This window comes from Pseudomonas bananamidigenes (genome assembly GCF_001679645.1).
Classification (GTDB): domain Bacteria; phylum Pseudomonadota; class Gammaproteobacteria; order Pseudomonadales; family Pseudomonadaceae; genus Aquipseudomonas; species Aquipseudomonas bananamidigenes.
Genome location: NZ_LRUN01000002.1, coordinates 1 through 25,698, shown reverse-complemented (window position 1 = coordinate 25,698; position 25,698 = coordinate 1). Strand labels below are relative to the sequence as shown.

Sequence of the window (25,698 nt, the reverse complement as noted above, 5' to 3'; positions counted from 1 at the left end):
GATGCCTGAAACTCTACCGGCGGGGATCGCTGCGGCGTCCCCCGCCAAGTTGCCACGCAGAACCCGCGCCCTCAACGGGCGCGGGAGTCCGTGGGTGGTCGTACTGGCGATAGGCGTTTCGCTGCTGTCACTGCTGCCGATTGCATTTGTCATCGGCGTGTCGTGGTACACCGGCTGGGCGACGATCGAGGCCATGATCTTTCGTCCACGGGTCGCCGAACTGCTGATCAACACCTTGCTGTTGGTATTGATCACCCTGCCGATCTGCATTGTGCTGGGCGTCACTCTGGCCTGGCTCACCGAACGCACCGACCTGCCGGGACGGCGAATGTGGTCAGTGCTGGCGGTCGCGCCGCTGGCGGTGCCGGCGTTCGTGCACAGCTATGCGTGGGTGAGTCTGGTTCCGTCGATCAACGGACTGCCGGCCGGCGTGCTGGTGTCGGTGATCGCCTATTTCCCGTTCCTTTATCTGCCGATCGCGGCGACATTGCGGCGTCTCGACCCGGCGATAGAAGACGTGGCCGAATCCCTCGGTCTCAAACCGTGGGCCGTGTTCTTCCGGGTGGTGCTGCCGCAATTGCGTCTGGCGATCTGTGGCGGTGCGCTGTTGGTGGGCCTGCACTTGCTGGCCGAATACGGTCTGTACGCAATGATCCGTTTCGACACGTTTACCACGGCCATTTTCGACCAGTTCAAATCCACCTTTAACGGCCCGGCCGCCAATATGCTCGCCAGTGTTCTGGCGTTGTGCTGTCTGGCGATGCTGACCGCCGAATCCAGCGCCCGCGGCCATGCCCGTTATGCCCGGGTCGGTTCCGGCAGCGCCCGGGAGCAGCGGACGGTGCGCCTCACATCCGGCATCGCAACGCTGGGTCTTTGCCTGCAAATCCTGACTTGCCTGCTGGCCCTCGGCGTCCCGATGCTTACGCTGGGCCGATGGCTGATCGCTGGCGGCGCCGACGTCTGGCAAGGCGAAGAACTGCTGCCCGCGCTGCTCCAGACCCTGTCGTTCGGCGTGGCCGGTGCGCTGTTGACCAGCCTCGCGGCGATTCCAATTGCCTGGCTGTCGATTCGCGCCCCCGGCAAGTTGCAGCGCCTGCTCGAAGGCTGCAACTACATCACCAGTTCACTGCCGGGCATTGTCGTGGCTCTGGCGCTGGTCACCGTGACGATCCACTTCGCGCGGCCAATCTACCAGACCACCCTCACCGTGCTGCTGGCGTACCTGCTGATGTTCCTGCCACGGGCGCTGGTCAGCCTGCGTGCCGGTTTCGCCCAGGCGCCGGTAGAGCTGGAGAACATCGCGCAAAGCCTCGGTCGCTCGCCGCTGCGCGCCTTGTGGCTGATCACCTTGCGCCTGGCCGCACCCGGTGCGGCGGCAGGTGCCGCGCTGGTGTTCCTGGCGATCACCAACGAACTGACCGCGACCCTGTTGCTCGCGCCCAACGGCACGCGCACCCTGGCCACCGGTTTCTGGGCCATGACCAGTGAAATCGACTACGCCGCCGCTGCGCCTTATGCGCTGCTGATGGTCGTGCTTTCGCTGCCGCTCACGGCCATTCTCTATCAACAATCCAGGCGCAGTGCCGGCCGATGAACGCTCTCGACATCATCAATCTCAGCAAATCCTTCGGCGCACAAACGGCGCTGGACACCATCAACCTGTCCGTCCCCACCGGCAGCCGCACGGTCATCGTCGGTCCGTCCGGATCGGGCAAGACCACGCTGCTGCGGATGATCGCCGGCTTCGAATTTCCCGATGCCGGCAGCCTGACGCTCAACGGCCAGACCCTGGTGGACAGCAGCCATGCCGTACCCGCCTATCAGCGCCAGATCGGCTACGTGCCGCAGGACGGCGCACTGTTTCCGCACATGAGCGTCGCCGACAACATCGGCTTCGGGCTCGCCGTCACTGGCAGTGCCAGAACCGAGCGCATCCAGTCGCTGATGGACAGCGTTGCATTGAACGCCAACATGGCCGGCCGCTGGCCCCATGAATTGTCCGGCGGCCAGCAGCAACGGGTCGCCCTCGCCCGGGCGCTGGCCCAGCAACCGCGCCTGATGTTGCTGGACGAACCCTTTTCCGCCCTTGACACCGGCCTGCGCGCCGACATGCGCAAAATGGTCGCCCGATTGCTGGAATCCGCTGGCGTAACCACGATTCTGGTCACTCACGATCAAAGTGAGGCGCTGTCATTCGCCGACCAGTTGGCGGTGATGCGAGAAGGACGCCTGGTGCAGTCGGGGCATCCGATGGATCTGTATCGTTACCCTGACGACGAGCAGACTGCGCGTTTCCTTGGCGAAGCAGTGGTCATGCCGGCGCGGATCGAGGCTGGCTGGGCCCATTGCGATCTGGGTCGGGTGGCGGTGAACACCAACGGGTTTGCCGGTCCGGCGCACATCATGCTGCGCCCGGAACAACTGTTGCTGTCCGATCATCCCGAAAACCCGCAAGGCTGCAATGCCGTGGTCACCGAGCGCGATTTCGGCGGCAATACCTGCACGTTGACCGTCGAATTGCTTGCCGGAGCCGGCGAATCATCGGGCCGCTCGTTGCTGGTGCGCAGTTCCGGAATGCACGCGCCACCCGCCGGCAGCGCGGTGCAGCTGTCGATTCTGGGAGCGGCCCACGTCTTCGAGGTGTCGTGACGCTCGACTACAGGTCGAAACGGTCCACGGCGCGACGCCGTTCATTGTCGTCGCGCACGTCGTAGTTGGCCGTGGTCTGGATGTTGCTGTGGTGCGCCAGTTTCTGGGCAATCGACAGATCGTGCTCTTCGATCACCCGGGTGATGAACGAACGCCGGAAATCGTGGGGCATGATTTTCACCCCGACCTGGGTTCCACGCTGGCGAGCGATGTAATAGATCGCGTGCTTGGTAATGCGCTCGCGGGTGATATGGCTGCCACGGCGGATACGGTTGAACAGAAACGCGTCGTCGCTTTCGCCCTCGCTGAGCTGGGAACGGCGAAATTCCAGCCAGGCGTCGAGTTTGGCGAAGGCCCAGGCCGGCGCGTACTTGATCAGTTGTTTGTTGCCCTTGGCCGTGACGCACAGACTGCGCTCGGCGAAATCCACCTGGTTCAGGTCAAGGTCCACCGACTCCGACTTGCGCATGCCTGTGCCATACAAAAGCGCAATGACCGCCGCATCCCGCAGACCTTGCGGACGCGGATCCGCCGCGCAGACTTCCATCAACTCATGGATCAACGTGCGTTTCAGATTGCGTCCCTGTGACAGTCGCGTGCCGGAAATCCCCTTGACCGAGCGCATCTTCAACAGATGATCCTGGCTGATCAGACTCATGCGCCAGGCTTCGTTCATGACACCACGAATGGCGTTTACATAAAGTGAAGAGGTGTTGGGAGCATAGTTATCGGCACGCAAGGCCGCGACTAACGCAACGACATCTTCCGGTTGCAGGGCGTGCCACGGAATGTCCTCGACATTCATGTCTTCAAAGCCCAGACGATCAGCGGCATCCTGCAGGACGTAGCGCATGGTCAGTTGGCTGGAAGGTGCCAAACGCGCCAAATACAAGGACAAAGGGTTACTTGCGATGGATTCTGAAGGGGTAACGGATAAGCTGCTCAAACGAAAGGCCTTGAGTAAAAACAGTCCAGCACAACAACTAACTACTGCAATGAACTTGATGTAAAGAAGAGTCTTTTAATGGGACTTTCCAGATAAAGCCGCGCAAATCTGAACAACGGCTGTATGACTTTCAGATAAACGATTCGCCGACCGGTTTTTCATATTCCTTTCACAAAATCGGGAATAACCTACGCCAGATAGGTCCTCAGTCGGTACCGCCCAACCTGCCGGGCAACGCCTGAAAAGTCAACCAACCCCCGACGTCATGCTTACCAAGCAACTTGTTGATGCAAAACCCGTTTTTTGTGTCTACGCTGGGATTGGATCCGATGAACAGATGGATCTGTCCATTTTTTTCGCAATGAGGTGTCCATGAGTCAGGCGTTTCTCCCCTTCTCTCGCCCGAGTATCGGCGACGAAGAAATTGCGGCCGTCGAACAGGTACTGCGTTCGGGCTGGATCACCACCGGGCCGAAAAACCAGGCACTTGAAGAACAGTTCGCGCAGTACGTAGGTTGCAAGCACGCCGTTGCCCTGTCCTCCGCCACCGGCGGAATGCACATCACACTGCTGGCCCTGGGCATCGGCCCCGGCGATGAAGTCATCACGCCGTCGCAGACCTGGGTCTCCACCGCCAACATGATTTCCCTGCTGGGTGCCACACCGGTGTTCGTCGATGTCGACCGCGACACCCTGATGACCGACGCCGCCCGTATCGAAGCCGCCATCACGCCGCGCACCAAAGCCATCATTCCGGTGCACTACGCCGGCGCCGCATTCGATCTGGATCCGCTGTACGCCCTGGCGGACAAGCACGGCATCCCGGTCATCGAAGACGCCGCCCATGCTGCCGGTACCCGCTACAAGGGCCGCCATGTCGGCTCCCATGGCACCGCGATCTTCTCGTTCCACGCGATCAAGAACATGACCTGTGCCGAAGGCGCGATGTTCGTCACCGACGACGAAGCCCTGGCCAGCCGCGTGCGCATGCTCAAGTTCCATGGTCTGGGTGTCGATGCCTACGACCGCCTGACCGGTGGCCGCAAGCCGCAGGCCCAGGTCATCGAACCCGGCTTCAAGTACAACCTGTCCGATATCAACGCCGCCATTGCCCTGGTGCAACTGCAGCGTCTGGACGCCATCAACGCCCGCCGCACCGAGCTGGCCGGTCAGTACCTGCACAAGCTCGAAGGCCTGCCGGTACAACCCCTGGCCGTGCCGCAATACGCCCAGCAACACGCCTGGCACCTGTTCATCCTGCGCATCGACAGCGAGCGCTGCGGGATGGATCGCGAAGCCTTCATGAAAGGCTTGCAGGAGCAAGGCATCGGCACCGGTATCCACTTCATCGCCACCCACCTGCACACCTGGTACCGCCAGCGTGACCCTGACCTGTATCTGCCCAACACCGAATGGAACTCGGCGCGGCTGTGCTCGATTCCGCTGTTCCCCGACATGACCGACCAGGATCTGGATCGTGTTGTCGGCGCCATCGCCACTCTTATGGACAAACGCTCGTGAGACCTTACCCGATTAAATGCGTGTCGATCGTCATCCCGGTCTACAACGAACAGGACAGTCTGCCTGAGCTGCTTCGGCGCACAGAAGCGGCTTGCGCCCAACTCAAACATGACTACGAAATCGTGCTGGTCGACGACGGCAGCCGCGACGAGTCGGCCAACATGCTCGAAGAAGCCGCCGGACGCGAAAACAGCCCGTTCGTGGCGGTCATCCTCAACCGCAACTACGGCCAGCACGCCGCGATCATGGCCGGTTTCGAGCAGTGCAAGGGCGACGTGGTGATCACCCTCGACGCCGACCTGCAGAACCCGCCGGAAGAAATTCCGCGTCTGGTGGCAGAAGCCGAGAAAGGCTATGACGTGGTCGGCACCGTGCGTGGCCATCGTCAGGATTCGGCGCTGCGTCGCTATCCGTCGAAACTGATCAACCTGGCGGTGCAACGCTCCACCGGCGTGGCCATGAGCGACTACGGCTGCATGCTGCGCGCCTACCGCCGCACCATCATCGACGCGATGCTGGCCTGCCGTGAACGCAGCACCTTCATCCCGATCCTGGCCAACAGCTTCGCCCGTCACACCACCGAAATCGTCGTGGCCCACGCCGAGCGTGAACACGGCGACTCGAAATACAGCCCGATGCGCCTGATCAACCTCATGTTCGATCTGGTTACCTGCATGACCACCACGCCGCTGCGTCTGTTGAGCATCGTCGGCTTCGCGATGGCAGGTCTGGGCGCGCTGTTCGCCGTTGCGCTGATCGTTCTGCGTCTGGCATTCGGTGCGGTCTGGGCCGGTGACGGCACGTTCGTCCTGTTTGCGGTGCTGTTCGTGTTCACCGGTGGCCAGTTCATCGGCATGGGTCTGCTGGGTGAATACCTGGGACGCATGTACAGCGACGTGCGCGCCCGCCCGCGCTTCTTCATTGAAAAGGTGTTGCGCAGCCAGCCGGCCTCCCCGGCGCCTGCGATCACCGTTGACGGCCTTACTTCCAATTCCACTTCCGATCAGGTTCTCTCATGAGTGCAAAAACTGTTGTCTTCGCTTACCACGATATTGGCTGCGCCGGCATTGAAGCCCTGCTTAACAGCGGCTATGACATTGCAGCAGTGTTCACTCACGCCGACGATCCGAAAGAAAACGCCTTCTACGCCTCGGTAGCACAGCTGTGCGCCAACAAGGGCATCCCGGTGCACGCGCCGGAAGACGCCAACCACCCGCTGTGGATCGAGCGCATCGCCAAACTCGACCCGGATTACATTTTCTCGTTCTACTACCGCAACCTGCTGAGCGAGCCGCTGCTGGCCCTGGCCAAAAAAGGCGCGTTCAACCTGCACGGCTCGCTGCTGCCACGCTACCGTGGTCGCGCACCGGCCAACTGGGTGCTGGTCAACGGTGAAACCGAAACCGGCGTCACCCTGCACCGCATGGTCAAGCGCGCCGATGCCGGCGCCATCGTCGCCCAGCAACGCGTGGCCATCGAGCGCAGCGACACCGGTCTGAGCCTGCACGCCAAACTGCGCACGGCCGCCAGCGACCTGCTGCGCGACACCCTGCCGAACATGCTGCAAGGCAAGATCACCGAAACCCCGCAGGACGAATCCAAGGCCACCGTCTTCGGTCGTCGTACGCCGGCGGACGGCAAGCTGGTCTGGGCCAAGCCTGCCGAGCAGCTGTTCAACCTGGTTCGCGCCGTGACCCGTCCGTACCCGGGCGCCTTCTGCGCCGTGGGCGAGCACAAGCTGATCGTCTGGAGCGCCGACGTCGTCAAGGGCAACGAAGGTCAGGCGCCGGGTCGCGTGATCAGCGTCGATCCGCTGCGCATTGCCTGCGGTGAAGACTCGCTGGTGATCAACGCCGGTCAGCGCAACGACAACGGTCTGTACCTGAGCGGCCCGCAACTGGCCAATGAACTGGGTCTGGTGGACGGCTCGCTGCTGCGCGGCGCCGAATCCGGCCGTGCGCCACGTCGCACCCGCGTACTGATCCTGGGCGTCAACGGTTTCATCGGTAACCACTTGTCCGAGCGCCTGCTGCGTGACGACCGTTACGAAATCTATGGCCTGGACATCGGTTCCGACGCCATCGACCGCCTGCGCGACCACCCTCGTTTCCACTTCGTCGAAGGCGACATCAGCATTCACACCGAGTGGATCGAGTACCACATCAAGAAGTGCGACGTGGTCCTGCCGCTGGTGGCCATCGCCACGCCGATCGAATACACCCGCAACCCGCTGCGCGTATTCGAACTGGACTTCGAAGAGAACCTGAAACTGGTTCGCTACTGCGTCAAATACAACAAACGCGTGATTTTCCCGTCGACCTCGGAAGTCTATGGCATGTGCCAGGACAAGAACTTCGACGAAGACAACTCCAACCTGATCGTCGGTCCGATCAACAAGCAACGCTGGATCTACTCGGTGTCCAAGCAACTGCTGGACCGCGTGATCTGGGCTTACGGCGCCAAGGGCCTGAACTTCACCCTGTTCCGTCCGTTCAACTGGATGGGCCCGCGTCTGGACCGTCTGGACTCCGCCCGTATCGGCAGCTCCCGCGCCATCACCCAGCTGATCCTGAACCTGGTGGAAGGCACCCCGATCCGCCTGTTCGACGGTGGCGAGCAGAAGCGCTGCTTCACTGACATCGCCGACGGCGTCGAGGCACTGGCCCGCATCATCGACAACGACAACGACGTCTGCAACGGCCAGATCATCAACATCGGCAACCCGGAAAACGAAGCGAGCATCCGTCAACTGGCCGAAGAACTGCTGCGTCAGTTCGAAGCTCACCCGCTGCGCTCCAACTTCCCTCCGTTCGCCGGTTTCCGCGACGTGGAAAGCAAGGCGTTCTACGGTGCCGGTTACCAGGACGTGGAACACCGCAAGCCAAGCATCGCCAACGCCAAGCGCCTGCTGAACTGGGAGCCGACCGTGGAAATGCGCGAGACCATCGGCAACACCCTGGACTTCTTCCTGCGTGAAGCCATGCTCGAAATCGCGGACAAGCGTTGATGCAGGCAGGTCTTCGTATCGATGTCGACACCTACCGAGGCACCCGTGAAGGGGTGCCCCGGTTGCTGGAAATCCTCGACGAAGCGCAGGTCAAGGCAACGTTTTTCTTCAGTGTCGGCCCGGACAACATGGGCCGGCATCTGTGGCGCCTGATCCGTCCGCAATTCCTCTGGAAAATGCTGCGTTCCAACGCCGCCGGCCTGTATGGCTGGGACATCCTGCTGGCCGGCACCGCCTGGCCGGGCAAGCCGATCGGTCGCGACCTCGGGCACCTGATGCGTCAGGCCCGGGACGCCGGCCATGAAATCGGTCTGCACGCCTGGGATCACCATGGCTGGCAGGCCAATGCCGGGACCTGGAGCGACGCGCAACTGATCGAACAGATCCGTCTCGGCGTCGACACCCTGAGCGACATCATCGGCGAGAAGATCCAGTGTTCGGCCGCCGCCGGCTGGCGTGCGGACGAGCGTGTGGTCGAAGCCAAGGAAACCTTCGGTTTTCGCTACAACAGCGATTGCCGCGGGAATCGGCTGTTTCGACCGCTGCTGGCCGATGGTTCAGTGGGTGCGCCGCAGATTCCGGTGGACATGCCGACGTTCGACGAGGTGGTCGGTCCGACCGTGGCGGCGAAGGACTTCAACGCGTTCATCCTGGACCGGTTCCGTCCGGACAACCTCAACAACTACACCATTCATGCCGAAGTAGAAGGGATTCTGATGGCCGAAGAGTTTCGCCGTTTGCTGGCTGATGCACGCCAGCGAGAAATCGAGTTTCAGCCTCTGGGCGATCTGCTGCCCGAGTTTCTCAACACCTTGCCTGTCGGCCGTGTGCAACGTGGCGTTCTCGAAGGCCGTGAAGGCTGGCTGGGAGTGCAAGGCGCATGAGCAAACGCTGGGCATTGCCGCTGCTGATCGGATTGCTTCTGCTCGCCTACCTGCTGCCGCTCGGCACCCATGGTCTGTGGATTCCCGATGAAACCCGTTACGCCCAGATCAGCCAGGACATGCTGCTGAGCGGCAACTGGGTGTCCCCGCACTTCATGGGCCTGCGTTATTTCGAGAAGCCGATTGCCGGTTACTGGATGATCGCGCTGGGTCAGGAACTGTTCGGGCAAAACCTGTTTGGCGTGCGTTTCGCCTCGGCCCTCAGCACCGGTTTGAGTGTGCTGTTGTGCTTCCTGGTCGCCCGTCGCCTGTGGAACGAGCCGAGCAAAAGCTTTATCTGCGCCCTGCTCTACATGAGCTTCACGGTGGTTGCCGGTCAGGCGGGTTATGCCAACCTCGATCCGCAATTCACCTTCTGGGTCAACCTGAGCCTCGTCGCCCTGTGGTTTGCCGTCGACAGCCGCAGCACCCGGCAACGCGTAATCAGCTGGGCGGTCCTGGGGCTGGCCTGCGGGATGGGGTTCATGACCAAGGGTTTTCTCGCCTGGCTGCTGCCGGTGCTGATCGCCCTGCCCTGGATGCTCTGGCAGAAACGCTGGCGTGAACTGCTGATCTACGGTCCGGTGGCGGTTGTCGTGGCGATCGTCGTCAGCCTTCCGTGGGTGCTGGCCGTGCACAGTCAGGAACCGGATTACTGGCGGTTCTTCTTCTGGCACGAACACATTCGCCGCTTCGCCGGTGACGATGCCCAACACGACGCGCCGTGGTGGTTCTACCTGCCCTTGCTGGTTGCCTTCAGCCTGCCGTGGGTCGGCATGCTGGTGCCGGCGTTCAAGCAAGCCTGGCAGACCCGTACCCAACCGGGGATTGCCTTCCTGCTGCTGTGGCTGGTGATGCCGCTGGCCTTTTTCAGTACGGCCAACGGCAAGCTGCCGACCTACATCCTGCCGTGCCTGCTGCCGCTGGCGCTGTTGCTGGGTCATGCCCTCGCCGACCGACTGCGTCTGGAACAGGGCCGGGCACTGAGCGTCAATGGCCTGCTTAACCTGGTGCTGGGTGTCGTTACGCTGATCGCACTGGTTTACCTGCAACTGAAAAAACCGGTGTACGACCACGAACTGCACAGCATGGTGCTGGTGTTCATTGCCCTGATCGGCTGGATCATCTCCAACCTTGCGCAGGCCTTTCTGCCGCTGCAGTGCTGGGCCGCTCCGGCGCTCGGCAGTCTGCTGCTGATCGGTGTGCTGCCGGCCGCGCTGCCGAAGTCGGTGGTGGCCAACAAGACGCCGGACCAGTTCATCCTGCATCACCTCGATGAACTGTCCGGCACCACGCACCTGCTGAGCAACGATCTCGGTGCCGCCTCGGCACTGGCCTGGCGTCTGAAGCAACCCAAGGTGGCGTTGTACAACACCGTAGGTGAGCTGAAGTACGGCCTGAGCTACCCCGAAGGCGCGCAGCAGCGGATCACCACCGATGAAGTCCAGCAGTGGGTACGCGACGCCCGCCGCACCGGCTCGGTCGGCGTGGTCATGCGGGTCAAGGGTGACGACGAGCTGCATGAAGTCGACCTGCTGCCCAAGGACGGCACCCGTTACGAGCAAGGCAACCTGGTGATCATCGTCCTGCCCAAGGATCGGTCATGAGCTGGTTGCTGTTGCTGACGGCGTGTCTGCTGACGTGCCTGGGCCAGGTTGCACAGAAGTACGCGGTGGAGAGCTGGCGCGGTGTCGACTCGTCCTGGGCCGACAAACTGCGCTCGCCCTGGCTGTGGCTGGCACTGTTCGCGCTCGGTTCGGGCCTGCTGGTCTGGCTGCTGGTGCTGCAACGCCTTGAAGTGGGCATCGCTTACCCGATGCTCAGCCTCAACTTTGTGCTGATCACCCTGATCGCGCGTTTCGTGTTTCGCGAACCGATCGATCGCCAGCACTGGATCGGCGTGGCACTGGTGATCGGCGGTGTGGCACTGCTGGGGCAACAGTCATGAGTCAGGGACGCGGAATCGGCTTCGCTCTGGGCAGCGTCTTGCTGGTCAGCAGCGCCCAGCTGGGCATGCGCTGGAGCATGACGCGCCTGCCGCAGCCGGAACAATGGTTGTTCGCCCTGAGCGCCGGCAATGTCGATCTCTCGGCACTGGCGGTGGTGTCCACGGCCATCATTGCGTACGCACTGTCGATGCTCTGCTGGCTCGCCGCCCTGCGTGACCTGCCGCTGGGCCGGGCCTACTCGTTGCTGAGCATCAGCTATGCGCTGGTTTATCTGCTGGCGGCCAGTCTGCCGCTGTTCAACGAATCTTTCAGTTTCACCAAATCGCTGGGCGTGGCTCTGGTCATGCTCGGTGTCATCACTATCAACACTCGTCCGGCACAAGCGCCCGATTTGAGGAGTGCTCCATGAAAATCACAGTATTTGGAAGCGGTTACGTCGGCCTGGTGCAAGCCGCGGTTCTGGCCGAGGTCGGCCATGATGTAGTGTGCATGGATATCGATCAGAAGAAGGTCGAGCTGCTCAGCCAGGGTCACGTCAGCATCTTTGAACCCGGGCTTTCCGGCCTGGTCCGTGAAGGCCTGGATTCCGGTCGCCTGCACTTCACTTCCGATGAAAAAACCGCCGTGCTTCACGGTCGCGTCGCCTTCATCGCCGTGGGCACACCGTCCAGCGAAGATGGCTCGGCCGACCTGAAATACGTGCTGTCGGTGGGTGATGCCGTCGCCCGCCATCGCGAACAGCCGCTGATTCTGGTGGAAAAATCCACCGTTCCGGTCGGCACCGGCGACACCCTGCGCGCCCATATCCAGGCCGCACTGGACAAGGCCGGTCGTACGCTGCAATTCGATATCGTCTCCAACCCGGAATTCCTCAAGGAAGGCTCGGCGGTCTCCGACTGCCGTCGTCCGGACCGCATCGTCATCGGCTGCGAAGGCGATGAAGTGCGCGACGTGATGCGCGACCTGTACTCGCCGTTCAACCGCAACCATGACCGCATCATGTTCATGGACCTGCGCAGCGCCGAGCTGACCAAGTACGCCGCCAACTGCATGCTGGCGACCAAGATCAGCTTCATCAATCAGATCGCCGAGCTGGCCGAACACCTGGGCGCCGATATCGAGTCGGTCCGTCAGGGCATCGGTGCGGACACGCGCATCGGCTACCACTTCATCTATCCGGGCTGCGGCTACGGCGGCTCCTGCTTCCCCAAAGACATGCGCGCGCTGATCCACAGTGCCGAGCAGGCCCACTGCTCCAGCGACCTGCTGCAAGCGGTCGAAGCGATCAACGAGCGTCAGAAGCACAAGCTGTTCGACCGCATCAATGCGTTCTACAAAGGCGAGTTGCGCGGCAAGACCTTCGCCCTGTGGGGCCTGGCATTCAAGCCGAACACCGACGACATGCGCGATGCGCCAAGCCGAGTCCTGCTCGACTCGCTGTTCGCCGCCGGCGCCAGCGTTCGCGCCTTCGACCCGGAAGCGATGCAGGAAACCCAGCACCTGTACCCGAACGAAGAAAAACTGATGCTGATGGGCACCCCTGAATCGGTGCTGTCCGGTTCCGACGCGCTGATCATCTGCACCGAATGGCAGCAGTTCAAGGCGCCGGATTTCGACCTGATCCAGCAACGCCTCAAGGATCCGGTGATCTTCGACGGCCGCAACCTGTATGACGCCGATCGTCTGGCGCGCAATGGCTTCAAGTACTTCCCGATCGGTCGGGGGGATTCGCGCAAGCTGCCGATGCCGCTGCATCAATGGCCCAACACTGCGGACGTCGCTTGATTACGTTGTCGCCTGCCATCCGCCGGCAGTCCCTGATCGCAGGGCTGCTGGCACTGTTGTTGTTTATCGCCGGGGTTTATGGACAGGCACCCATCGGCTTTGATTCACGCTTTGTACTGTTTGCCCAGGAAATGCTGCGACACGGGCCGACGGTATTTCCGACCACCTACGGCGAGCCTTACGCCGATTATTCGGCATTGTCGACGTTGTTCATCTGGCTGTTGGCGTTGCCTTTCGGCGCGATCAATACCCTGACCGCCTGGCTGCCCAGCGCCATCGCCGGCGGGGTGATCGTGATGCTGATGTACCGCTTGCTGGCGGTGCATTCGCAGCGCTGGGCATTGATCAGTATTGCGCTGCTGATGCTCACCAGCACCTTCATCACGGAAGTCCGCGCCGTGTCGCAAGACCTGATGCTGGCCGCCGTCGCACTGTCGGTGTTCTACCTGGGTTACGCTCACGACCACTTTGGCTCCGGTCGGCGCTGGCCGCTGATATTTGCCCTGTTGCTGCTCGGCTTTGGCATTCGCGGGCCGATCGGGCTTGTGGTGCCGACCGGCATGCTCTGCAGTTATTACCTGCTCGATCGCCAGTGGACCCGGCTGTTCGTGTTCGGCGTGCTGGCGTCGATCCTGCTCGCGGTGTGCGTGGGGCTGCTGCTGTGGCTGGCCCGACTCAGCGGTGGCGAGGCTTTCCTGCAAGACGTGATCCGCATGCAGTTCATGGGGCGCATGGATGGCAGTGAAGGTGTCAGCGGTTCGCTGTATTACTTCACCAGTTCACTGGGCAACTACGCGCTGGCGTATCCGCTGGCGCTGGTGGTACTGGCGGCGGCGTGGCTGAGCAAACCGCATCAGCGCGGGCCGGCATTGCGTCTGGTGCAATACTGCGCAGCTGCCGGGCTGATCGTCATGGTCGGCCTGTCGATTCCGCAGGCGAAGAAGGCGCGCTACCTGCTGCCGATGTTGCCGATGGCGGCGATCATCGCGGCGTATCCGTTTCAGGTGGCTCACGGTCGAGTGTTTGCGTGGCTGCGCGGCATCATTCAGGCCCTGTGGCTGCTGACGCCGCTGTTGCTGATCGTTGCCCTGCTGGTGGCTCGACGCAAATTCCCCGAACTGTTGAGCGGTGTGATGCCGGTACTGATCGTGCTGGGCGTGCTGCAACTGCTGGCGCTGTCCCGACTGTGGAAACCGCGCTGGCGTGCCGAAGTGTTGGCATTGAGTTCGGTGCTGGCGTTGTGGGTGGTCTACGCCGCGGTGTTCGAGCCGGTGGAGCGCGCGCTCTACGATACCCGCGCCTTCAGCCGCGCCGCGTTCGCCCAGGTCCGGCAGAACCCGGCACCACTGGTGCTGCATGGCATGGGCAAGGACGCCAAGGCGATCAAGTTCATGGTCAATGTCGAACAGGACCTGCAACCGCAGTTCACCGAAACCGTTCAGCAACTGGAAGCGTTGAAGGGGCCGGCCTGGCTGATCATGGACAGCAAGGACCTGCAGTCGCTGCAAGGCACGCAGTTGGCCAGTCTGCAACCGGTACTGAGCGGGCGCTTCGACAAGAACGATTACGTGCTGTTGTACCTGAAACCCTTGTAGACCTCGTTGAAGGCTGCGATCTTTCCGTGTTTCCGCATCAGAAGATCGCAGCCCTTGATGACCCTTTCCATTCGCTCTGCCCGTCCTGCCGACGCTGCCGCCCTCCCCGCCATCGAGCGTTCGGCCGCTGCACTGTTTCGCCTCGATCCCGCATTGGCCTGGCTGGCCGACAGCGATGTCCCCGATGCCACTCAACATTTGCAGGCCATAGAACAGGGCAAGGTGTGGGTGGCAGAACAAATCGACGGACAACTTGCAGGTTTTCTCAGAGCGGTTGAAATCGACAGGCAACTGCACGTCGAGGAACTGTCCGTTCACCAGCACTTTCAAGGTCGCGGCTTCGGTCGCAAATTGCTGTCGGGCGCGATTGAATACGCACGACGGCAGCAACTACAAGCCGTGACGCTGACCACTTTTCGCGACCTGCCATGGAATGCGCCGTTCTATCAGCGGATGGGATTTGTCCTGTTGCGTGAAGAAGATATCGATGCGCATCTGATCCAGGCCCTGAACGATGAAGTCGCCCACGGGCTTCCTGGCGAGCGCCGCTGTGCGATGCGCCTGTCGCTTGACTGACCTTTTCTGCGAGCCGACTTGACCGGTGTCCTGCGCCCGGTGAGGATGGCGACGACACTTGCTCCTGAATCTGCAATAAGGACATTGATTTTCCGTGGCCACTTACTCGCGTCTGATCCGCCGGCTGATGATCACCTCCCTGACCATCGTCATCAGTCGGGCACTGATCAGTCCACTCCTGACGCTGTTCCTCAGTAACAAACTGGGCCTCGACCCACAGGATGTCGGTCTGCTGCTGGGCATCGCGGTGTTCAGTGCCACGCTGTTCTCGCTGTACGGCGGCTACGTCATCGACCGACTCGACAAGCGCCAGTTGTTGATGCTGACGATGCTCTCCAGTGGCATCGGCCTGATATTGCTGAGTCTTGCGCAGAATCTGTACCTGGTGACATTGGTGCTGATCGTCAGCGAAACCGCCTCGGCGCTGTTTCTGATCTGCTCCAAGGCGATCCTCAGCGAAAATCTGCCGGTCAGCCAGCGAGGGAAAGCCTTTTCGCTCAACTACACCCTGACCAACATCGGCTACGCCGTCGGCCCGATGATCGGAGTGGTGATTGCCGGGGTCCAGCCGACAGCGCCCTTCATCGTCGCGGGGGCGATTGCCTGTGGCAGCATTTTTCTGCTGACCGGGACCTCCCGTGAAGCGAACCCGGCGGATTCATCCAGCCAGCCGCAGAGTTTTCTCAATACCCTGCTCATCCTGAAAAACGACCGCACGATGATCCTCTTCACCCTCGGTTGCCTGCTCAGCACGCTGGTTCACGGGCGATTCACGCTGTACCTGTCTCAGTATCTGTTGGTGACCCACACGCAGGAGCAGACCCTCGACACCATGGCCGCGTTGCTCGCCTGTAACGCAATCACCGTGATCCTGCTGCAATACCAGATCGGGCGCCTGCTCAAGCGTGAACACCTGAGGCGCTGGATCGCTGGCGGCACAGCCTTGTTCATCGCCGGGTTGATCGGTTTCAGCATGGCCGACAGCCTGATCGGCTGGTGCGTGGCGATGTTCATCTTCACCCTGGGTGAAATGATCATCTATCCGGCGGATTTCCTGTTCGTCGACACCCTGGCCCCCGAGGCCCTGCGCGGCAGCTATTACGGCGCGCAAAACCTGGCGGCACTGGGTGGGGCCTTGAGCCCGGTGATGTGCGGATTCCTGTTGATGCACACCCCTGCGCCGAGCATGTTTTATGCATTGAGTGCACTCGCCGCGCTCGGCGGTTATCTGTGTGTAGTAAGCGGTCGCCGGGTGAAAACAGTTCAAAAATAATGCACTGAAGATGCATTTATATGAATTTGTCAGCATCGAGATTGATTGGCACACTGTGCGCGTTCCTCCCCCAATCGTTGGAACGCTTCGAAGGACTTTCCGGGTTGACGGACAAGTCCTTTTTTTTGCCTTCGGTTTTCTGCAAAGGATCGTTTTTTCATGCTCGCTCGCTGGTTGCCCGCCGCCATCAATACCCGCCCCACCGAATGGAGCCGTGCCGCCATCGGCATGGCACTCGGCACGTTGTTCAGCGTGTGGGCGTGCAGTCAGGTGTTCGGTATCGAAGTGGCGTATCACCTGATGGGCCCGCTGGGGGCATCGGCGGTGCTGCTGTTCGCCGTATCTTCCGGCGCCCTCGCCCAGCCATGGTCAATCATCGGCGGTTATCTGTGTGCCGGCGTTGTTGCATTGCTGGTGGCTCATGTCCTTGGCCGAACGTTGGGCAGCGCCTGCCTGGCGGCGGGCATGGCGCTGATCCTGATGTGCTGGCTGCGCTGTCTGCACCCGCCGGCCGGTGCGGTGGCATTGACGATGGTGCTGGCCGATCCGACGACCATCGCCATGGACTGGAAAGCCCTGGAACCGCTGATGCTCAGCGCCGCATGCATGCTGTTGGCCGCGTTGGCCTACAACAACCTGACCCGCATCCGCTACCCGAAACGCCCCGCCGAGCCTGCGCCAGCCGTGGCACCGGTCGATTCTCAGGCCATCACGGCCGAGGATCTGAAATTGGCGCTGGCCGATATGGAGGCGTTTATCGATGTCACGCCGGAGGATCTGGAACAGCTGATTCATGCCAGTGAGTTGCATGCCAGACGGCGCAGTATCGGACAGGTGTTCAGATAAGCTCCGGGCCTGTCCCTGTCAGCATTGTCGATAGAAAACAAGCCGCGATCCGGAGCATTTGGCCTAAGGCAAAAATGCAGACACCCCATGCACATATCCCCGTTGTACACGGCAAATTTGCACTGTTACGATCCGTCAACGCCCGTGCCCGGGCTTCTCGAATAAAGACAATAAAAGCAGGGAGTTAGTGATGACTGCTCAGGCTTCATCCCCGCGGACTTCGCCCATGGATGCCACGCAAGACGAAGTGCTGGCCGAGGTTCGCAATCATATCGGTCACCTGACCCTCAACCGCCCCGCCGGCCTCAATGCCCTGACCCTCGACATGGTTCGCCGGCTCCAGCGACATCTGGATGCCTGGGCTGACGATGACCAGGTACATGCCGTGGTCCTGCGCGGAGCCGGCGAAAAAGCCTTCTGTGCCGGTGGCGACATTCGTTCCCTTTACGACAGTTTCAAAAGCGGTGACACGCTGCACGAAACATTCTTCGTCGAGGAATACGCCCTCGACCTGACGATCCACCATTACCGCAAACCGGTGCTGGCGCTGATGGACGGTTTTGTCCTCGGCGGCGGCATGGGCCTGGTGCAAGGCGCCGATCTGCGGGTGGTCACCGAGAAGAGCCGTCTGGCGATGCCGGAAGTGGCCATCGGGTATTTTCCGGATGTCGGCGGCAGTTATTTTCTGCCGCGCATTCCCGGTGAGCTGGGAATTTACCTGGGTGTCAGCGGCGTGCAGATTCGTGCGGCGGATGCGCTGTATTGCGGCCTCGCCGACTGGTATCTGGACAGCAGCAAACTCGGCACCCTCGACGAACAGCTCGATCACCTGGAGTGGCACGACACGCCGCTCAAAGACCTGCAAAACCTGCTGGCCCGCCACGGCGTGCAAACGCTGCCGGACGCGCCGCTCGAAGCCTTGCGTCCGGCCATCGACCATTTCTTCGCGTTGCCCGATGTACCGAGCATCGTCGAGCAACTGCGCGCCGTGACCGTCGCCGACAGCCATGAGTGGGCGACCACCACTGCTGACCTGCTGGACACCCGCTCGCCGCTGGCCATGGGCGTGACCCTGGAAATGCTGCGTCGTGGCCGGCACCTGAGCCTGGAACACTGCTTTGCCCTCGAACTGCATCTGGATCGCCAGTGGTTCGAGCGCGGCGACCTGATCGAAGGCGTACGCGCCTTGTTGATCGACAAAGACAAATCACCACGCTGGAACCCGCCGACGCTGGCTGCGTTGCACGCCGAGCAGGTCGCGAGTTTCTTCCACGGTTTTGATGAGAGCGGGAGCTGAGTCATGCACGATCTCGAATTGACTGAAGACCAGGTCATGATCCGCGACATGGCCCGGGATTTTGCCCGGGGCGAAATCGCCCCGCACGCACAAACCTGGGAAAAGGCAGGCTGGATCGATGACGCTCTGGTGGCGAAGATGGGCGAACTCGGGCTGCTGGGCATGGTGGTGCCGGAAGAATGGGGCGGCACTTACGTCGACTACGTGGCTTATGCGCTGGCCGTGGAAGAAATTTCCGCCGGCGACGGCGCCACCGGTGCGTTCATGAGCATCCACAACTCGGTCGGCTGCGGGCCGGTGCTCAATTACGGCAGCGAAGAACAGAAACAGACCTGGCTGGCGGATCTGGCCAGCGGCGCGGTGATCGGCTGCTTCTGCCTGACCGAGCCGCAGGCCGGTTCCGAAGCGCACAACCTGCGCACCCGTGCCGAACTGCGCGACGGGCAATGGGTGATCAACGGCGCGAAGCAATTCGTCAGCAACGGCAAACGGGCAAAACTGGCGATCGTGTTTGCCATCACCGATCCCGATCTGGGCAAACGCGGTATTTCGGCGTTTCTGGTGCCGACCGATACGCCGGGCTTCATTGTCGACCGCACCGAACACAAGATGGGCATCCGCGCTTCCGACACCTGCGCGGTGACGTTGAACAACTGCAGCATTCCTGAAGCGAATCTGCTGGGTGAACGCGGCAAAGGCCTGGCAATTGCTTTGTCCAACCTTGAAGGCGGACGTATCGGCATTGCCGCGCAAGCACTGGGCATCGCCCGTGCGGCATTCGAAGCGGCGCTGGGTTACGCCCGTGACCGGGTGCAGTTCGGCAAGGCCATCGTCGAACACCAGAGCATCGCCAACCTGCTGGCGGACATGCAGATGCAGATCAACGCGGCGCGTCTGATGATCCTGCACGCGGCGCGGCTGCGCACGGCGGGCAAGCCGTGTCTGTCGGAGGCTTCGCAGGCCAAGCTGTTCGCGTCGGAAATGGCTGAAAAGGTCTGCTCATCAGCGATTCAGATTCATGGCGGGTATGGATATCTCGAAGATTATCCGGTGGAGAAGTATTACCGGGATGCGCGGATTACCCAGATTTACGAGGGGTCCAGCGAGATACAGCGGATGGTGATTGCTCGGGAGTTGAAGAACTATCAGTTGTGACTGTGTTGACCCCTTTCCCCTCACCCTAACCCTCTCCCAGAGGGAGAGGGGACTGACCGTGGGATATTCATGAGTTACACCGACTTGAACGATCGTTTGTGAATCCATAATCGACCCGGTCTCTCAGGTCGATATCGGACCTGAGACACCCCGGTCGGCTCCCTCTCCCTCCGGGAGAGGGCTGGGGTGAGGGCATTTTGTAATTGCGCCGCGTTACTTGCCCTGGAACTTGGGCTGCCGCTTGGCCACAAACGCCGCCATCCCTTCTTTCTGATCCTGCGTCGCAAACGCCGCATGGAACACCCGGCGCTCGAAACGCACGCCTTCGGTCAGGTTCACTTCAAAGGCGCGATTGACGCTTTCCTTGACCATCATCGCAATCGGCAGCGATTTGCTGGCGATGACTGCAGCGACTTTCAGCGCTTCATCCAGCAGCTCATCGCTCGGCACGATCCGCGCAACGATGCCGCAACGCTCGGCTTCCACCGCGTCGATCAAACGCCCGCTCAGGCACATTTCCATGGCCTTGGCCTTACCCACGGCGCGGGTCAGGCGCTGGGTCCCGCCCATGCCTGGCAGCACGCCGAGGTTGATTTCCGGCTGACCGAATTTGGCGTTGTCGCCGGCCAGGATGAAGTCGCACATCAGCGCCAGCTCACAGCCACCGCCAAGGGCGAAGCCGTTGACCGCCGCGATGATCGGCTTGCGGCGGTTGGCCACGCGGTCGCTGTCACTGAACAGGTCGTCCATGTAGATCTGCGGGTAGGTCAGCTCGGCCATTTCCTTGATGTCGGCACCGGCTGCGAAAGCCTTCTTCGAACCGGTAATGACGATGCAGCCAATGTTCGCATCGGCTTCCAGACCGTCGAGGGCGCGGTTCACTTCGCTGACCAGTTGCGCGTTCAGGGCATTCAGCGCCTGCGGGCGGTTCAGGGTGATGACGCCGACGCGGCCGTGGGTTTCCAGCAAAATCGTTTCGTAACTCATGTGCAGATTCCTTCTCAAAGATTGCGCGAAATGACCATGCGCTGAATGTCGCTGGTGCCTTCGTAGATCTGGCAGACCCGCACGTCGCGGTAGATGCGCTCCAGCGGGAAGTCGTTGAGGTAACCGTAACCGCCGAGGGTTTGCAAGGCCATGGAGCAGACCTTCTCGGCCATTTCCGAGGCGAACAGTTTGGCCATCGACGCTTCGACCAGCGCCGGCTGACCGCTGTCACGCAGGGCGGCGGCGTAATGCACCATCTGCCGCGCCACGGCGATCTGCGTGGCCATGTCCGCGAGGCGGAAGGCCACGGCCTGATGCTCGATGATCGGATTGCCGAAGGTGTCGCGTTCACGGGCGTAATCACGTGCCGCTTCGAACGCGGCACGGGCCATGCCCACCGATTGCGAAGCGATGCCCACGCGGCCGCCTTCCAGGTTAGCCAGGGCGATCTTGTAGCCTTCACCCTCCTCGCCCAACCGGTTGGCCACCGGCACCTTCACGTCTTCGAAGAGAATCTGGCAGGTGTCCGAAGCGTGCTGACCGAGTTTGTCCTCGATGCGGGCGACTTTGTAGCCCGGCGAGTCGGTCGGAACGATGAAGGCGCTGATCCCGCGCTTGCCGGCACTCGGATCAGTGACGGCAAAAACGATCACGATCCCGGCGTTCTGCCCGGAGGTGATGAACTGTTTGCAGCCGTTGAGCACGTAGTGATCACCTTCCAGCCGTGCACGGGTTTTCAGGCTGCTGGCATCGGAGCCGGCCTGGGGTTCGGTCAACGCGAAAGCACCGAGCATTTCGCCGCTGGCCAGCGGCTTGAGGAAGCGCTCGCGCTGATCGTCGTTGCCGAACTTGAGGATCGGCACGCAACCCACCGAGTTGTGCACGCTCATGATCGTCGAGCAGGCGCCGTCGCCGGCGGCAATTTCTTCCAGGGCCATGGCGTAGGCCAGGTAACCGGTGTCGCAACCGCCCCACTGCTCCGGCACCAGCATGCCGAAGAAGCCCAGCCCGGCCATTTCGCCGATGGCTTGCTTCGGAAAACGGTGCTCGCGATCCCATTCGGCGGCGAACGGTTTGAGCCGTTCCTCGGCAAACTGCCGGGCCATGTCGCGGATTTGTTGCTGGTCGTCATTGGGAATCATGGCAAATCCTTAATTCTGATTGCAGCGCAAAACCTGTGGGAGCGAGCTTGCTCGCGAAAGCGGTATGTCATTCAGTTACTTGTTAACTGACAGGATGCCTTCGCGAGCAAGCTCGCTCCCACAGAGTTTGTCGTCCGCTTTAACCCAGGCATTCCACGGCCATCGCCGTGGCTTCGCCGCCGCCGATGCAGATCGCCGCGACGCCGCGTTTCAGGCCTTTCTGGCGCAGGGCCGAGAGCAAGGTCACCAGAATCCGCGCACCGGACGCACCGATCGGGTGGCCCAGGGCGCAGGCGCCGCCGTGAATGTTCAGTTTGTCGTGGGGGATTTCCAGATGGGTCATCGCCGCCATGCCGACCACGGCGAACGCCTCGTTCACTTCAAACAGATCGACCTGATCCAGCGACCAGCCGGTTTTCTTCATCAATTTTTTGATCGCGCCAATCGGAGCCACCGGGAACAGGCCCGGGGTGTCCGCGAACGCGGCGTGACCATGAATCACCGCCAGCGGTTTCAGGCCCTGTTTCTGTGCTTGCGACTGGCGCATCAACACCAGAGCGGCAGCGCCGTCGGAGATCGAGCTGGAGTTGGCCGCCGTCACGGTGCCGCCCTCGCGAAACGCCGGTTTCAGCGAGGCAATCTTGTCCAGTTTGGCTTTGGGTGGCTGCTCGTCGTTGCTGATCACCACTTGTTCCTTGCCGACAGTCACGGTCAGCGGGACGATTTCGTCCTTGAAGCTGCCGTCCTTGATCGCCTGCTGGGCACGGGTGGTCGAGGCGATGGCGAATGCGTCCTGAGCCTCGCGACTGAAGTCGTTGGTTTCAGCGCAATCCTCGGCGAAGGTGCCCATCAGGCGGCCCTTGTCGTAGGCGTCTTCAAGACCGTCGAGGAACATCGAATCCAGCACCCTGCCGTGGCCCATGCGGTACCCGGCACGGGCGCGATCCAGCAGGTACGGCGCGTTGGACATGCTTTCCATGCCGCCGGCGATCACCACATCGGCGCTGCCGGCCAGCAGCATGTCGTGGGCCAGGATGGTGGTTTCCATGCCCGAACCGCACATCTTGTTGACGGTGGTGCAGCGGGTGGATTTGTCCAGGCCGGCGCCCAGGGCAGCCTGACGTGCAGGCGCCTGGCCGAGCCCTGCCGGCAGCACGCAACCGAACAACACTTCATCGACCGCATCGGCGGCGACACCGGCGCGCTCGACCGCCGCCTTGATTGCCGCCGCGCCGAGTTGCGGCGCGGTCAGGCTTTTCAGTTCGCCCTGGAAACCGCCCATCGGGGTGCGGACGGCGCTGACGATGACAATCGGATCGTTGGAGATGGTCATGGGAAATCCTCCTTACTTGGCGGCCATGCGCAAGGCGCCGTCGAGACGGATCAGCTCACCGTTGAGCATGCTGTTTTCAATGATATGCCGCACCAGCGCGGCGTACTCGGCAGGCTTGCCCAGACGCGGCGGGAACGGCACGCCAGCGGCGAGCGAATCGCGCACTTCCGGGGTCATGCCGGCCATCATCGGGGTTTCGAAAATGCCCGGGGCGATGGTCATCACGCGGATGCCGAAGCGCGCCAGCTCACGGGCGGCAGGCAGGGTCAGGCTGGCGATGGCGCCTTTGGAAGCGGAGTATGCGGCCTGGCCGATCTGACCATCGAACGCCGCCACGGACGCCGTGTTGATGATCACGCCGCGTTCACCGTCAGCGTTGGCCTCGCTTTCGGCAATCGCTGCCGCCGCCAGGCGCAGCATGTTGAAGCTGCCGATCAGGTTGACGTTGATCACCTGCGCGAAGCTGGACAAGGCGTGCGGGCCGTTCATGCCGAGGATCTTCTCGCCACGGACGATGCCGGCGCAGTTCACCAGCCCGTTGAGGCTGCCGAAGGCTTTCACGGTCGCCTGCACGGCGGCTTCAGCGGCGGCTTCGTTGCTGATGTCGGCCACGACACTTTGCGCGCCGAGGCGCTGGGCCTGGGCGGCGACGGCTTCGGCGTTCATGTCCACCAGCATCACTTTGGCGCCGGCGCTCACCAGCAATTCAGCGGTGGCGGCACCCAGGCCGGACGCGCCGCCGGTGACGATAAAAACCTTGTTTTCGATCTGCATGACTGACTTCCTGATTCAAGCTGGAACGTTGTGCGCCGCGGCCTCTTGAGCCTTGGCGATTTCCTGGTTGCGCAAGATAAAGCGCTGCAATTTGCCGCTCGGGGTTTTCGGCAATTCGCTGACAAATTCGATTTCACGGGGGTACGAATGCGCGGCCAGACGCTTACGCACGTGTTGCCGAAGTTCTTCGGCCAGCGCAGGCTCGGCGCGGTATTGCGGGTTGAGCACGACGAAGGCTTTGACCAGTTCGGTGCGCTCCGGATCGGGTTTGCCGACCACCGCCGCTTCGACTACGGCCGGGTGTTCGATCAGCGCGCTTTCCACGTCGAACGGGCCGACCCGGTAGCCGGAAGTAGTGATCACATCGTCGCTGCGACCGACGAAGCTGATGCTGCCGTCCGGGTTCCACTCCACGGTATCGCCGCTCAGGTAGTAATCGCCGACGAAGGCCTTGGTCGGCGCGCCTTCGTAACCGGCGAACCAGCACATCGGCGACTGTGTGCGGTCGATGGCGAGGATGCCGGGCTGGCCGATGCCGAGTTCGTTGTACTGGTCGTCAAGCACCACGATGCGATGGCCCGGCGAGGCGAAACCGGCGGCACCCAGGTGGATCGGGTGTTCGAGGCCATGATGGTTGCACAGCACCATGCCCAGTTCGGTCTGGCCGTAGTGGTCGTGAATGACCACGCCGAGGTTGTCGGCGAACCAGCGGATCACTTCCGGGTTCAACGGCTCGCCGGCACTGCTGACGATGCGCAGCCTGCCCTTGATCGAACGGGCGAATTCATCGCCGCCGGCAATCAACAGGCGATACGCCGTGGGCGAACCGGTGAGGTTGGTGATGCCGTATTTGTTGATCACCCGGCAGGTGCTTTCGAGGGTGAACGGGCCATCGTAGAAAGTGATCGGATGCCCCATCGACAACGGGCCGGTCACGCCGAAATAAATGCCATAGGCCCACCCCGGATCGGCGACGTTCCAGAACGCATCTTCCGGACGCAGATCCACGGCGTCACGGGTGTAGCTCTGAAATGCGACGATGGCCTTGAGCGGCACCGACAGCGCTTTCGACGGGCCGGTGGTGCCCGAGGTGAACATCAGCAGGAACGGGTCTTCGCCGGTCAACAGCACCGGTTCGCAGACATTGGAATGGTTGGGCAGCTCGGCCCAGAAACTGAAATCGCCACGGACAATGCCCTGGCCTTTCAGGCCGCCGACGGTGACCAGCGTCGGGCAATCGGCGACTTCGCTGAGCTTCGGCCGGTTGACCGCGTCGGTCACCACCACTTTGGCGCCGGAGCTGTTCAGGCGATGTTCGAGGGCTTTCGGGCCGAACGCGGTGAACAGCGGTTGATACACCGCGCCGATGCGCCAGGTGGCGAAAACGGTGATCAGCAGTTCGATGTTGCGCGGCAACAGGCCGGCAACCTTGTCGCCCTTCTGCACGCCTTGGGCGAGGAGGAAATTGGCGAAACGTGCGGCTTTGTCCTGCAGGTCACTGAAGGTGTAAGTCGCACTGGCGCCGTCGCGGCCTTCCCAGAACAGCGCGATGCGCCCCGGCAAGGCGTGACGGTCACAACATTCGACGCAGGCGTTGAGCGCCTCGAGCGAGCCGCTGAGTGCGGCGTCCACGGTGTGCTGATAATTGAACTGTTCGGTGGCAGACAAGTAATCGCGCATTGCCAGAATCCCTCTGTGTTTTTATTAGGTCGGGGAACCGTAAACATCAGAGGAATACTCGCGCCGCACGCCGGTTGCGGCAATGGCCAAAGCCTTCAAAGTGGATGACTGGTTTGGCCATGAATCCGGACTTTGATCGTTCCCACGCCGTACCGCGATGATCGTTCCCACGCTCCGCGTGGGAATGCCTCAAGGGACGCTCCGCGTTCCAGCTCTGGAGGGGACGCAGAGCGTCCCGGGCTGCATTCCCACGCAGA

22 protein-coding genes and 1 pseudogene are annotated in these 25,698 nt (G+C 61.9%); 17 read left to right on the top strand and 6 right to left on the bottom strand.

Annotation, left to right across the window (positions count from 1 at the left end; translation table 11 throughout):
* Position 1: 1 nt before the first annotated feature.
* Both BBF94_RS01515 and BBF94_RS01510 read left to right on the top strand, forming a co-directional pair.
* The gene (locus tag BBF94_RS01515; protein ID WP_065257394.1) at positions 2–1,597 is read left to right on the top strand and encodes an ABC transporter permease; all 1,596 of its coding nucleotides are present in this window, start codon (positions 2–4) and stop codon (positions 1,595–1,597) included.
* A complete protein-coding gene (locus tag BBF94_RS01510) occupies positions 1,594–2,652 on the top strand; it encodes an ABC transporter ATP-binding protein (protein ID WP_065257290.1) in 1,059 nt (352 codons plus the stop codon). The genes BBF94_RS01515 and BBF94_RS01510 overlap by 4 nt, the downstream gene beginning before the upstream one ends.
* A 7-nt stretch (positions 2,653–2,659) precedes the next feature.
* Here BBF94_RS01510 and BBF94_RS01505 read toward each other — a convergent pair whose 3' ends face one another.
* Positions 2,660–3,505 carry a site-specific integrase gene (locus BBF94_RS01505; RefSeq protein WP_225875027.1) on the bottom strand — a complete coding sequence of 282 codons (846 nt, stop codon included), beginning with the start codon at positions 3,503–3,505 and terminating at the stop codon, positions 2,660–2,662.
* Here BBF94_RS01505 and BBF94_RS27860 point away from each other — a divergent pair.
* The 15 genes and pseudogenes from BBF94_RS27860 to BBF94_RS01435 all read left to right on the top strand — a co-directional run bounded on the left by BBF94_RS27860 (position 3,504) and on the right by BBF94_RS01435 (position 19,525).
* Positions 3,504–3,662, top strand: a complete 159-nt coding sequence (locus BBF94_RS27860) for a hypothetical protein (protein ID WP_176704399.1) — start codon at positions 3,504–3,506, stop codon at positions 3,660–3,662. The genes BBF94_RS01505 and BBF94_RS27860 overlap by 2 nt on opposite strands.
* Positions 3,663–3,970: 308 nt before the next feature.
* Positions 3,971–5,119, top strand: coding sequence for a UDP-4-amino-4-deoxy-L-arabinose aminotransferase (gene arnB / locus BBF94_RS01500; protein WP_065257288.1), 1,149 nt, complete (start codon positions 3,971–3,973; stop codon positions 5,117–5,119).
* A complete protein-coding gene (arnC, locus tag BBF94_RS01495; protein ID WP_065257287.1) occupies positions 5,116–6,138 on the top strand; it encodes an undecaprenyl-phosphate 4-deoxy-4-formamido-L-arabinose transferase in 1,023 nt (340 codons plus the stop codon). Before arnB ends, arnC begins: the two co-directional genes overlap by 4 nt.
* Positions 6,135–8,126 carry a bifunctional UDP-4-amino-4-deoxy-L-arabinose formyltransferase/UDP-glucuronic acid oxidase ArnA gene (arnA, locus tag BBF94_RS01490; protein WP_065257286.1) on the top strand — a complete coding sequence of 664 codons (1,992 nt, stop codon included), beginning with the start codon at positions 6,135–6,137 and terminating at the stop codon, positions 8,124–8,126. Before arnC ends, arnA begins: the two co-directional genes overlap by 4 nt.
* The gene (gene arnD / locus BBF94_RS01485) at positions 8,126–9,010 is read left to right on the top strand and encodes a 4-deoxy-4-formamido-L-arabinose-phosphoundecaprenol deformylase (RefSeq protein ID WP_065257285.1); all 885 of its coding nucleotides are present in this window, start codon (positions 8,126–8,128) and stop codon (positions 9,008–9,010) included. The genes arnA and arnD overlap by 1 nt, the downstream gene beginning before the upstream one ends.
* Positions 9,007–10,656 (top strand): lipid IV(A) 4-amino-4-deoxy-L-arabinosyltransferase, encoded by a 1,650-nt coding sequence (arnT, locus tag BBF94_RS01480; protein ID WP_065257284.1) that lies wholly within the window; start codon positions 9,007–9,009, stop codon positions 10,654–10,656. Before arnD ends, arnT begins: the two co-directional genes overlap by 4 nt.
* Positions 10,653–10,997 (top strand): 4-amino-4-deoxy-L-arabinose-phosphoundecaprenol flippase subunit ArnE, encoded by a 345-nt coding sequence (gene arnE / locus BBF94_RS01475; protein ID WP_065257283.1) that lies wholly within the window; start codon positions 10,653–10,655, stop codon positions 10,995–10,997. The genes arnT and arnE overlap by 4 nt, the downstream gene beginning before the upstream one ends.
* On the top strand, positions 10,994–11,407 hold the full coding sequence (arnF, locus tag BBF94_RS01470; RefSeq protein ID WP_065257282.1) for a 4-amino-4-deoxy-L-arabinose-phosphoundecaprenol flippase subunit ArnF: 414 nt from the start codon (positions 10,994–10,996) through the stop codon (positions 11,405–11,407). Before arnE ends, arnF begins: the two co-directional genes overlap by 4 nt.
* Positions 11,404–12,785, top strand: a pseudogene (locus BBF94_RS01465) (UDP-glucose dehydrogenase family protein); the annotation flags it as partial. The gene arnF and the pseudogene BBF94_RS01465, both read left to right, overlap by 4 nt.
* The gene (locus BBF94_RS01460) at positions 12,780–14,378 is read left to right on the top strand and encodes an ArnT family glycosyltransferase (protein WP_065257393.1); all 1,599 of its coding nucleotides are present in this window, start codon (positions 12,780–12,782) and stop codon (positions 14,376–14,378) included. The pseudogene BBF94_RS01465 and the gene BBF94_RS01460, both read left to right, overlap by 6 nt.
* A 57-nt stretch (positions 14,379–14,435) precedes the next feature.
* On the top strand, positions 14,436–14,954 hold the full coding sequence (locus BBF94_RS01455; protein ID WP_065257280.1) for a GNAT family N-acetyltransferase: 519 nt from the start codon (positions 14,436–14,438) through the stop codon (positions 14,952–14,954).
* Between the two features lie 94 nt (positions 14,955–15,048).
* Positions 15,049–16,227 carry an MFS transporter gene (locus BBF94_RS01450; protein WP_065257279.1) on the top strand — a complete coding sequence of 393 codons (1,179 nt, stop codon included), beginning with the start codon at positions 15,049–15,051 and terminating at the stop codon, positions 16,225–16,227.
* A gap of 159 nt (positions 16,228–16,386) precedes the next feature.
* A complete protein-coding gene (locus BBF94_RS01445) occupies positions 16,387–17,073 on the top strand; it encodes an HPP family protein (RefSeq protein WP_065257278.1) in 687 nt (228 codons plus the stop codon).
* A gap of 190 nt (positions 17,074–17,263) precedes the next feature.
* The gene (locus BBF94_RS01440) at positions 17,264–18,370 is read left to right on the top strand and encodes an enoyl-CoA hydratase/isomerase family protein (protein WP_065257277.1); all 1,107 of its coding nucleotides are present in this window, start codon (positions 17,264–17,266) and stop codon (positions 18,368–18,370) included.
* A gap of 3 nt (positions 18,371–18,373) precedes the next feature.
* Entirely contained in the window at positions 18,374–19,525 is a 1,152-nt protein-coding gene (locus BBF94_RS01435) for an acyl-CoA dehydrogenase family protein (RefSeq protein WP_065257276.1), read from the top strand.
* Between the two features lie 213 nt (positions 19,526–19,738).
* Here the strand turns inward: BBF94_RS01435 and BBF94_RS01430 are convergent, their stop codons facing one another.
* The 5 genes from BBF94_RS01430 to BBF94_RS01410 all read right to left on the bottom strand — a co-directional run bounded on the left by BBF94_RS01430 (position 19,739) and on the right by BBF94_RS01410 (position 25,441).
* The gene (locus tag BBF94_RS01430; protein ID WP_065257275.1) at positions 19,739–20,512 is read right to left on the bottom strand and encodes an enoyl-CoA hydratase; all 774 of its coding nucleotides are present in this window, start codon (positions 20,510–20,512) and stop codon (positions 19,739–19,741) included.
* A 14-nt stretch (positions 20,513–20,526) separates the two neighbouring features.
* Positions 20,527–21,654: an acyl-CoA dehydrogenase gene (locus BBF94_RS01425; RefSeq protein ID WP_065257274.1), complete on the bottom strand. Its 1,128-nt coding sequence runs from the start codon at positions 21,652–21,654 to the stop codon at positions 20,527–20,529.
* Positions 21,655–21,793: 139 nt separating this feature from the next.
* Positions 21,794–22,987 carry an acetyl-CoA C-acyltransferase gene (locus BBF94_RS01420; protein WP_065257273.1) on the bottom strand — a complete coding sequence of 398 codons (1,194 nt, stop codon included), beginning with the start codon at positions 22,985–22,987 and terminating at the stop codon, positions 21,794–21,796.
* 12 nt (positions 22,988–22,999) lie between these two features.
* Positions 23,000–23,761, bottom strand: coding sequence for an SDR family NAD(P)-dependent oxidoreductase (locus BBF94_RS01415; protein ID WP_065257272.1), 762 nt, complete (start codon positions 23,759–23,761; stop codon positions 23,000–23,002).
* A 15-nt stretch (positions 23,762–23,776) separates the two neighbouring features.
* On the bottom strand, positions 23,777–25,441 hold the full coding sequence (locus BBF94_RS01410) for an AMP-binding protein (RefSeq protein WP_065257271.1): 1,665 nt from the start codon (positions 25,439–25,441) through the stop codon (positions 23,777–23,779).
* Between the last annotated feature and the right edge of the window lie 257 nt (positions 25,442–25,698).

What these genes read in the sequence shown, in the direction of transcription:
- BBF94_RS01515 (WP_065257394.1), top strand. Translation starts at nt 2, where the DNA reads ATGCCTGAAACTCTACCGGCGGGGATCGCTGCGGCGTCCCCCGCCAAG.
- BBF94_RS01510 (WP_065257290.1), top strand. Translation starts at nt 1,594, where the DNA reads ATGAACGCTCTCGACATCATCAATCTCAGCAAATCCTTCGGCGCACAA.
- BBF94_RS27860 (WP_176704399.1), top strand. Translation starts at nt 3,504, where the DNA reads ATGGTCAGTTGGCTGGAAGGTGCCAAACGCGCCAAATACAAGGACAAA.
- BBF94_RS01505 (WP_225875027.1), bottom strand. Translation starts at nt 3,505, where the DNA reads ATGCGCTACGTCCTGCAGGATGCCGCTGATCGTCTGGGCTTTGAAGAC.
- arnB (WP_065257288.1), top strand. Translation starts at nt 3,971, where the DNA reads ATGAGTCAGGCGTTTCTCCCCTTCTCTCGCCCGAGTATCGGCGACGAA.
- arnA (WP_065257286.1), top strand. Translation starts at nt 6,135, where the DNA reads ATGAGTGCAAAAACTGTTGTCTTCGCTTACCACGATATTGGCTGCGCC.
- arnD (WP_065257285.1), top strand. Translation starts at nt 8,126, where the DNA reads ATGCAGGCAGGTCTTCGTATCGATGTCGACACCTACCGAGGCACCCGT.
- arnT (WP_065257284.1), top strand. Translation starts at nt 9,007, where the DNA reads ATGAGCAAACGCTGGGCATTGCCGCTGCTGATCGGATTGCTTCTGCTC.
- arnE (WP_065257283.1), top strand. Translation starts at nt 10,653, where the DNA reads ATGAGCTGGTTGCTGTTGCTGACGGCGTGTCTGCTGACGTGCCTGGGC.
- arnF (WP_065257282.1), top strand. Translation starts at nt 10,994, where the DNA reads ATGAGTCAGGGACGCGGAATCGGCTTCGCTCTGGGCAGCGTCTTGCTG.
- BBF94_RS01455 (WP_065257280.1), top strand. Translation starts at nt 14,436, where the DNA reads ATGACCCTTTCCATTCGCTCTGCCCGTCCTGCCGACGCTGCCGCCCTC.
- BBF94_RS01445 (WP_065257278.1), top strand. Translation starts at nt 16,387, where the DNA reads ATGCTCGCTCGCTGGTTGCCCGCCGCCATCAATACCCGCCCCACCGAA.
- BBF94_RS01440 (WP_065257277.1), top strand. Translation starts at nt 17,264, where the DNA reads ATGACTGCTCAGGCTTCATCCCCGCGGACTTCGCCCATGGATGCCACG.
- BBF94_RS01435 (WP_065257276.1), top strand. Translation starts at nt 18,374, where the DNA reads ATGCACGATCTCGAATTGACTGAAGACCAGGTCATGATCCGCGACATG.
- BBF94_RS01430 (WP_065257275.1), bottom strand. Translation starts at nt 20,512, where the DNA reads ATGAGTTACGAAACGATTTTGCTGGAAACCCACGGCCGCGTCGGCGTC.
- BBF94_RS01425 (WP_065257274.1), bottom strand. Translation starts at nt 21,654, where the DNA reads ATGATTCCCAATGACGACCAGCAACAAATCCGCGACATGGCCCGGCAG.
- BBF94_RS01420 (WP_065257273.1), bottom strand. Translation starts at nt 22,987, where the DNA reads ATGACCATCTCCAACGATCCGATTGTCATCGTCAGCGCCGTCCGCACC.
- BBF94_RS01415 (WP_065257272.1), bottom strand. Translation starts at nt 23,761, where the DNA reads ATGCAGATCGAAAACAAGGTTTTTATCGTCACCGGCGGCGCGTCCGGC.
- BBF94_RS01410 (WP_065257271.1), bottom strand. Translation starts at nt 25,441, where the DNA reads ATGCGCGATTACTTGTCTGCCACCGAACAGTTCAATTATCAGCACACC.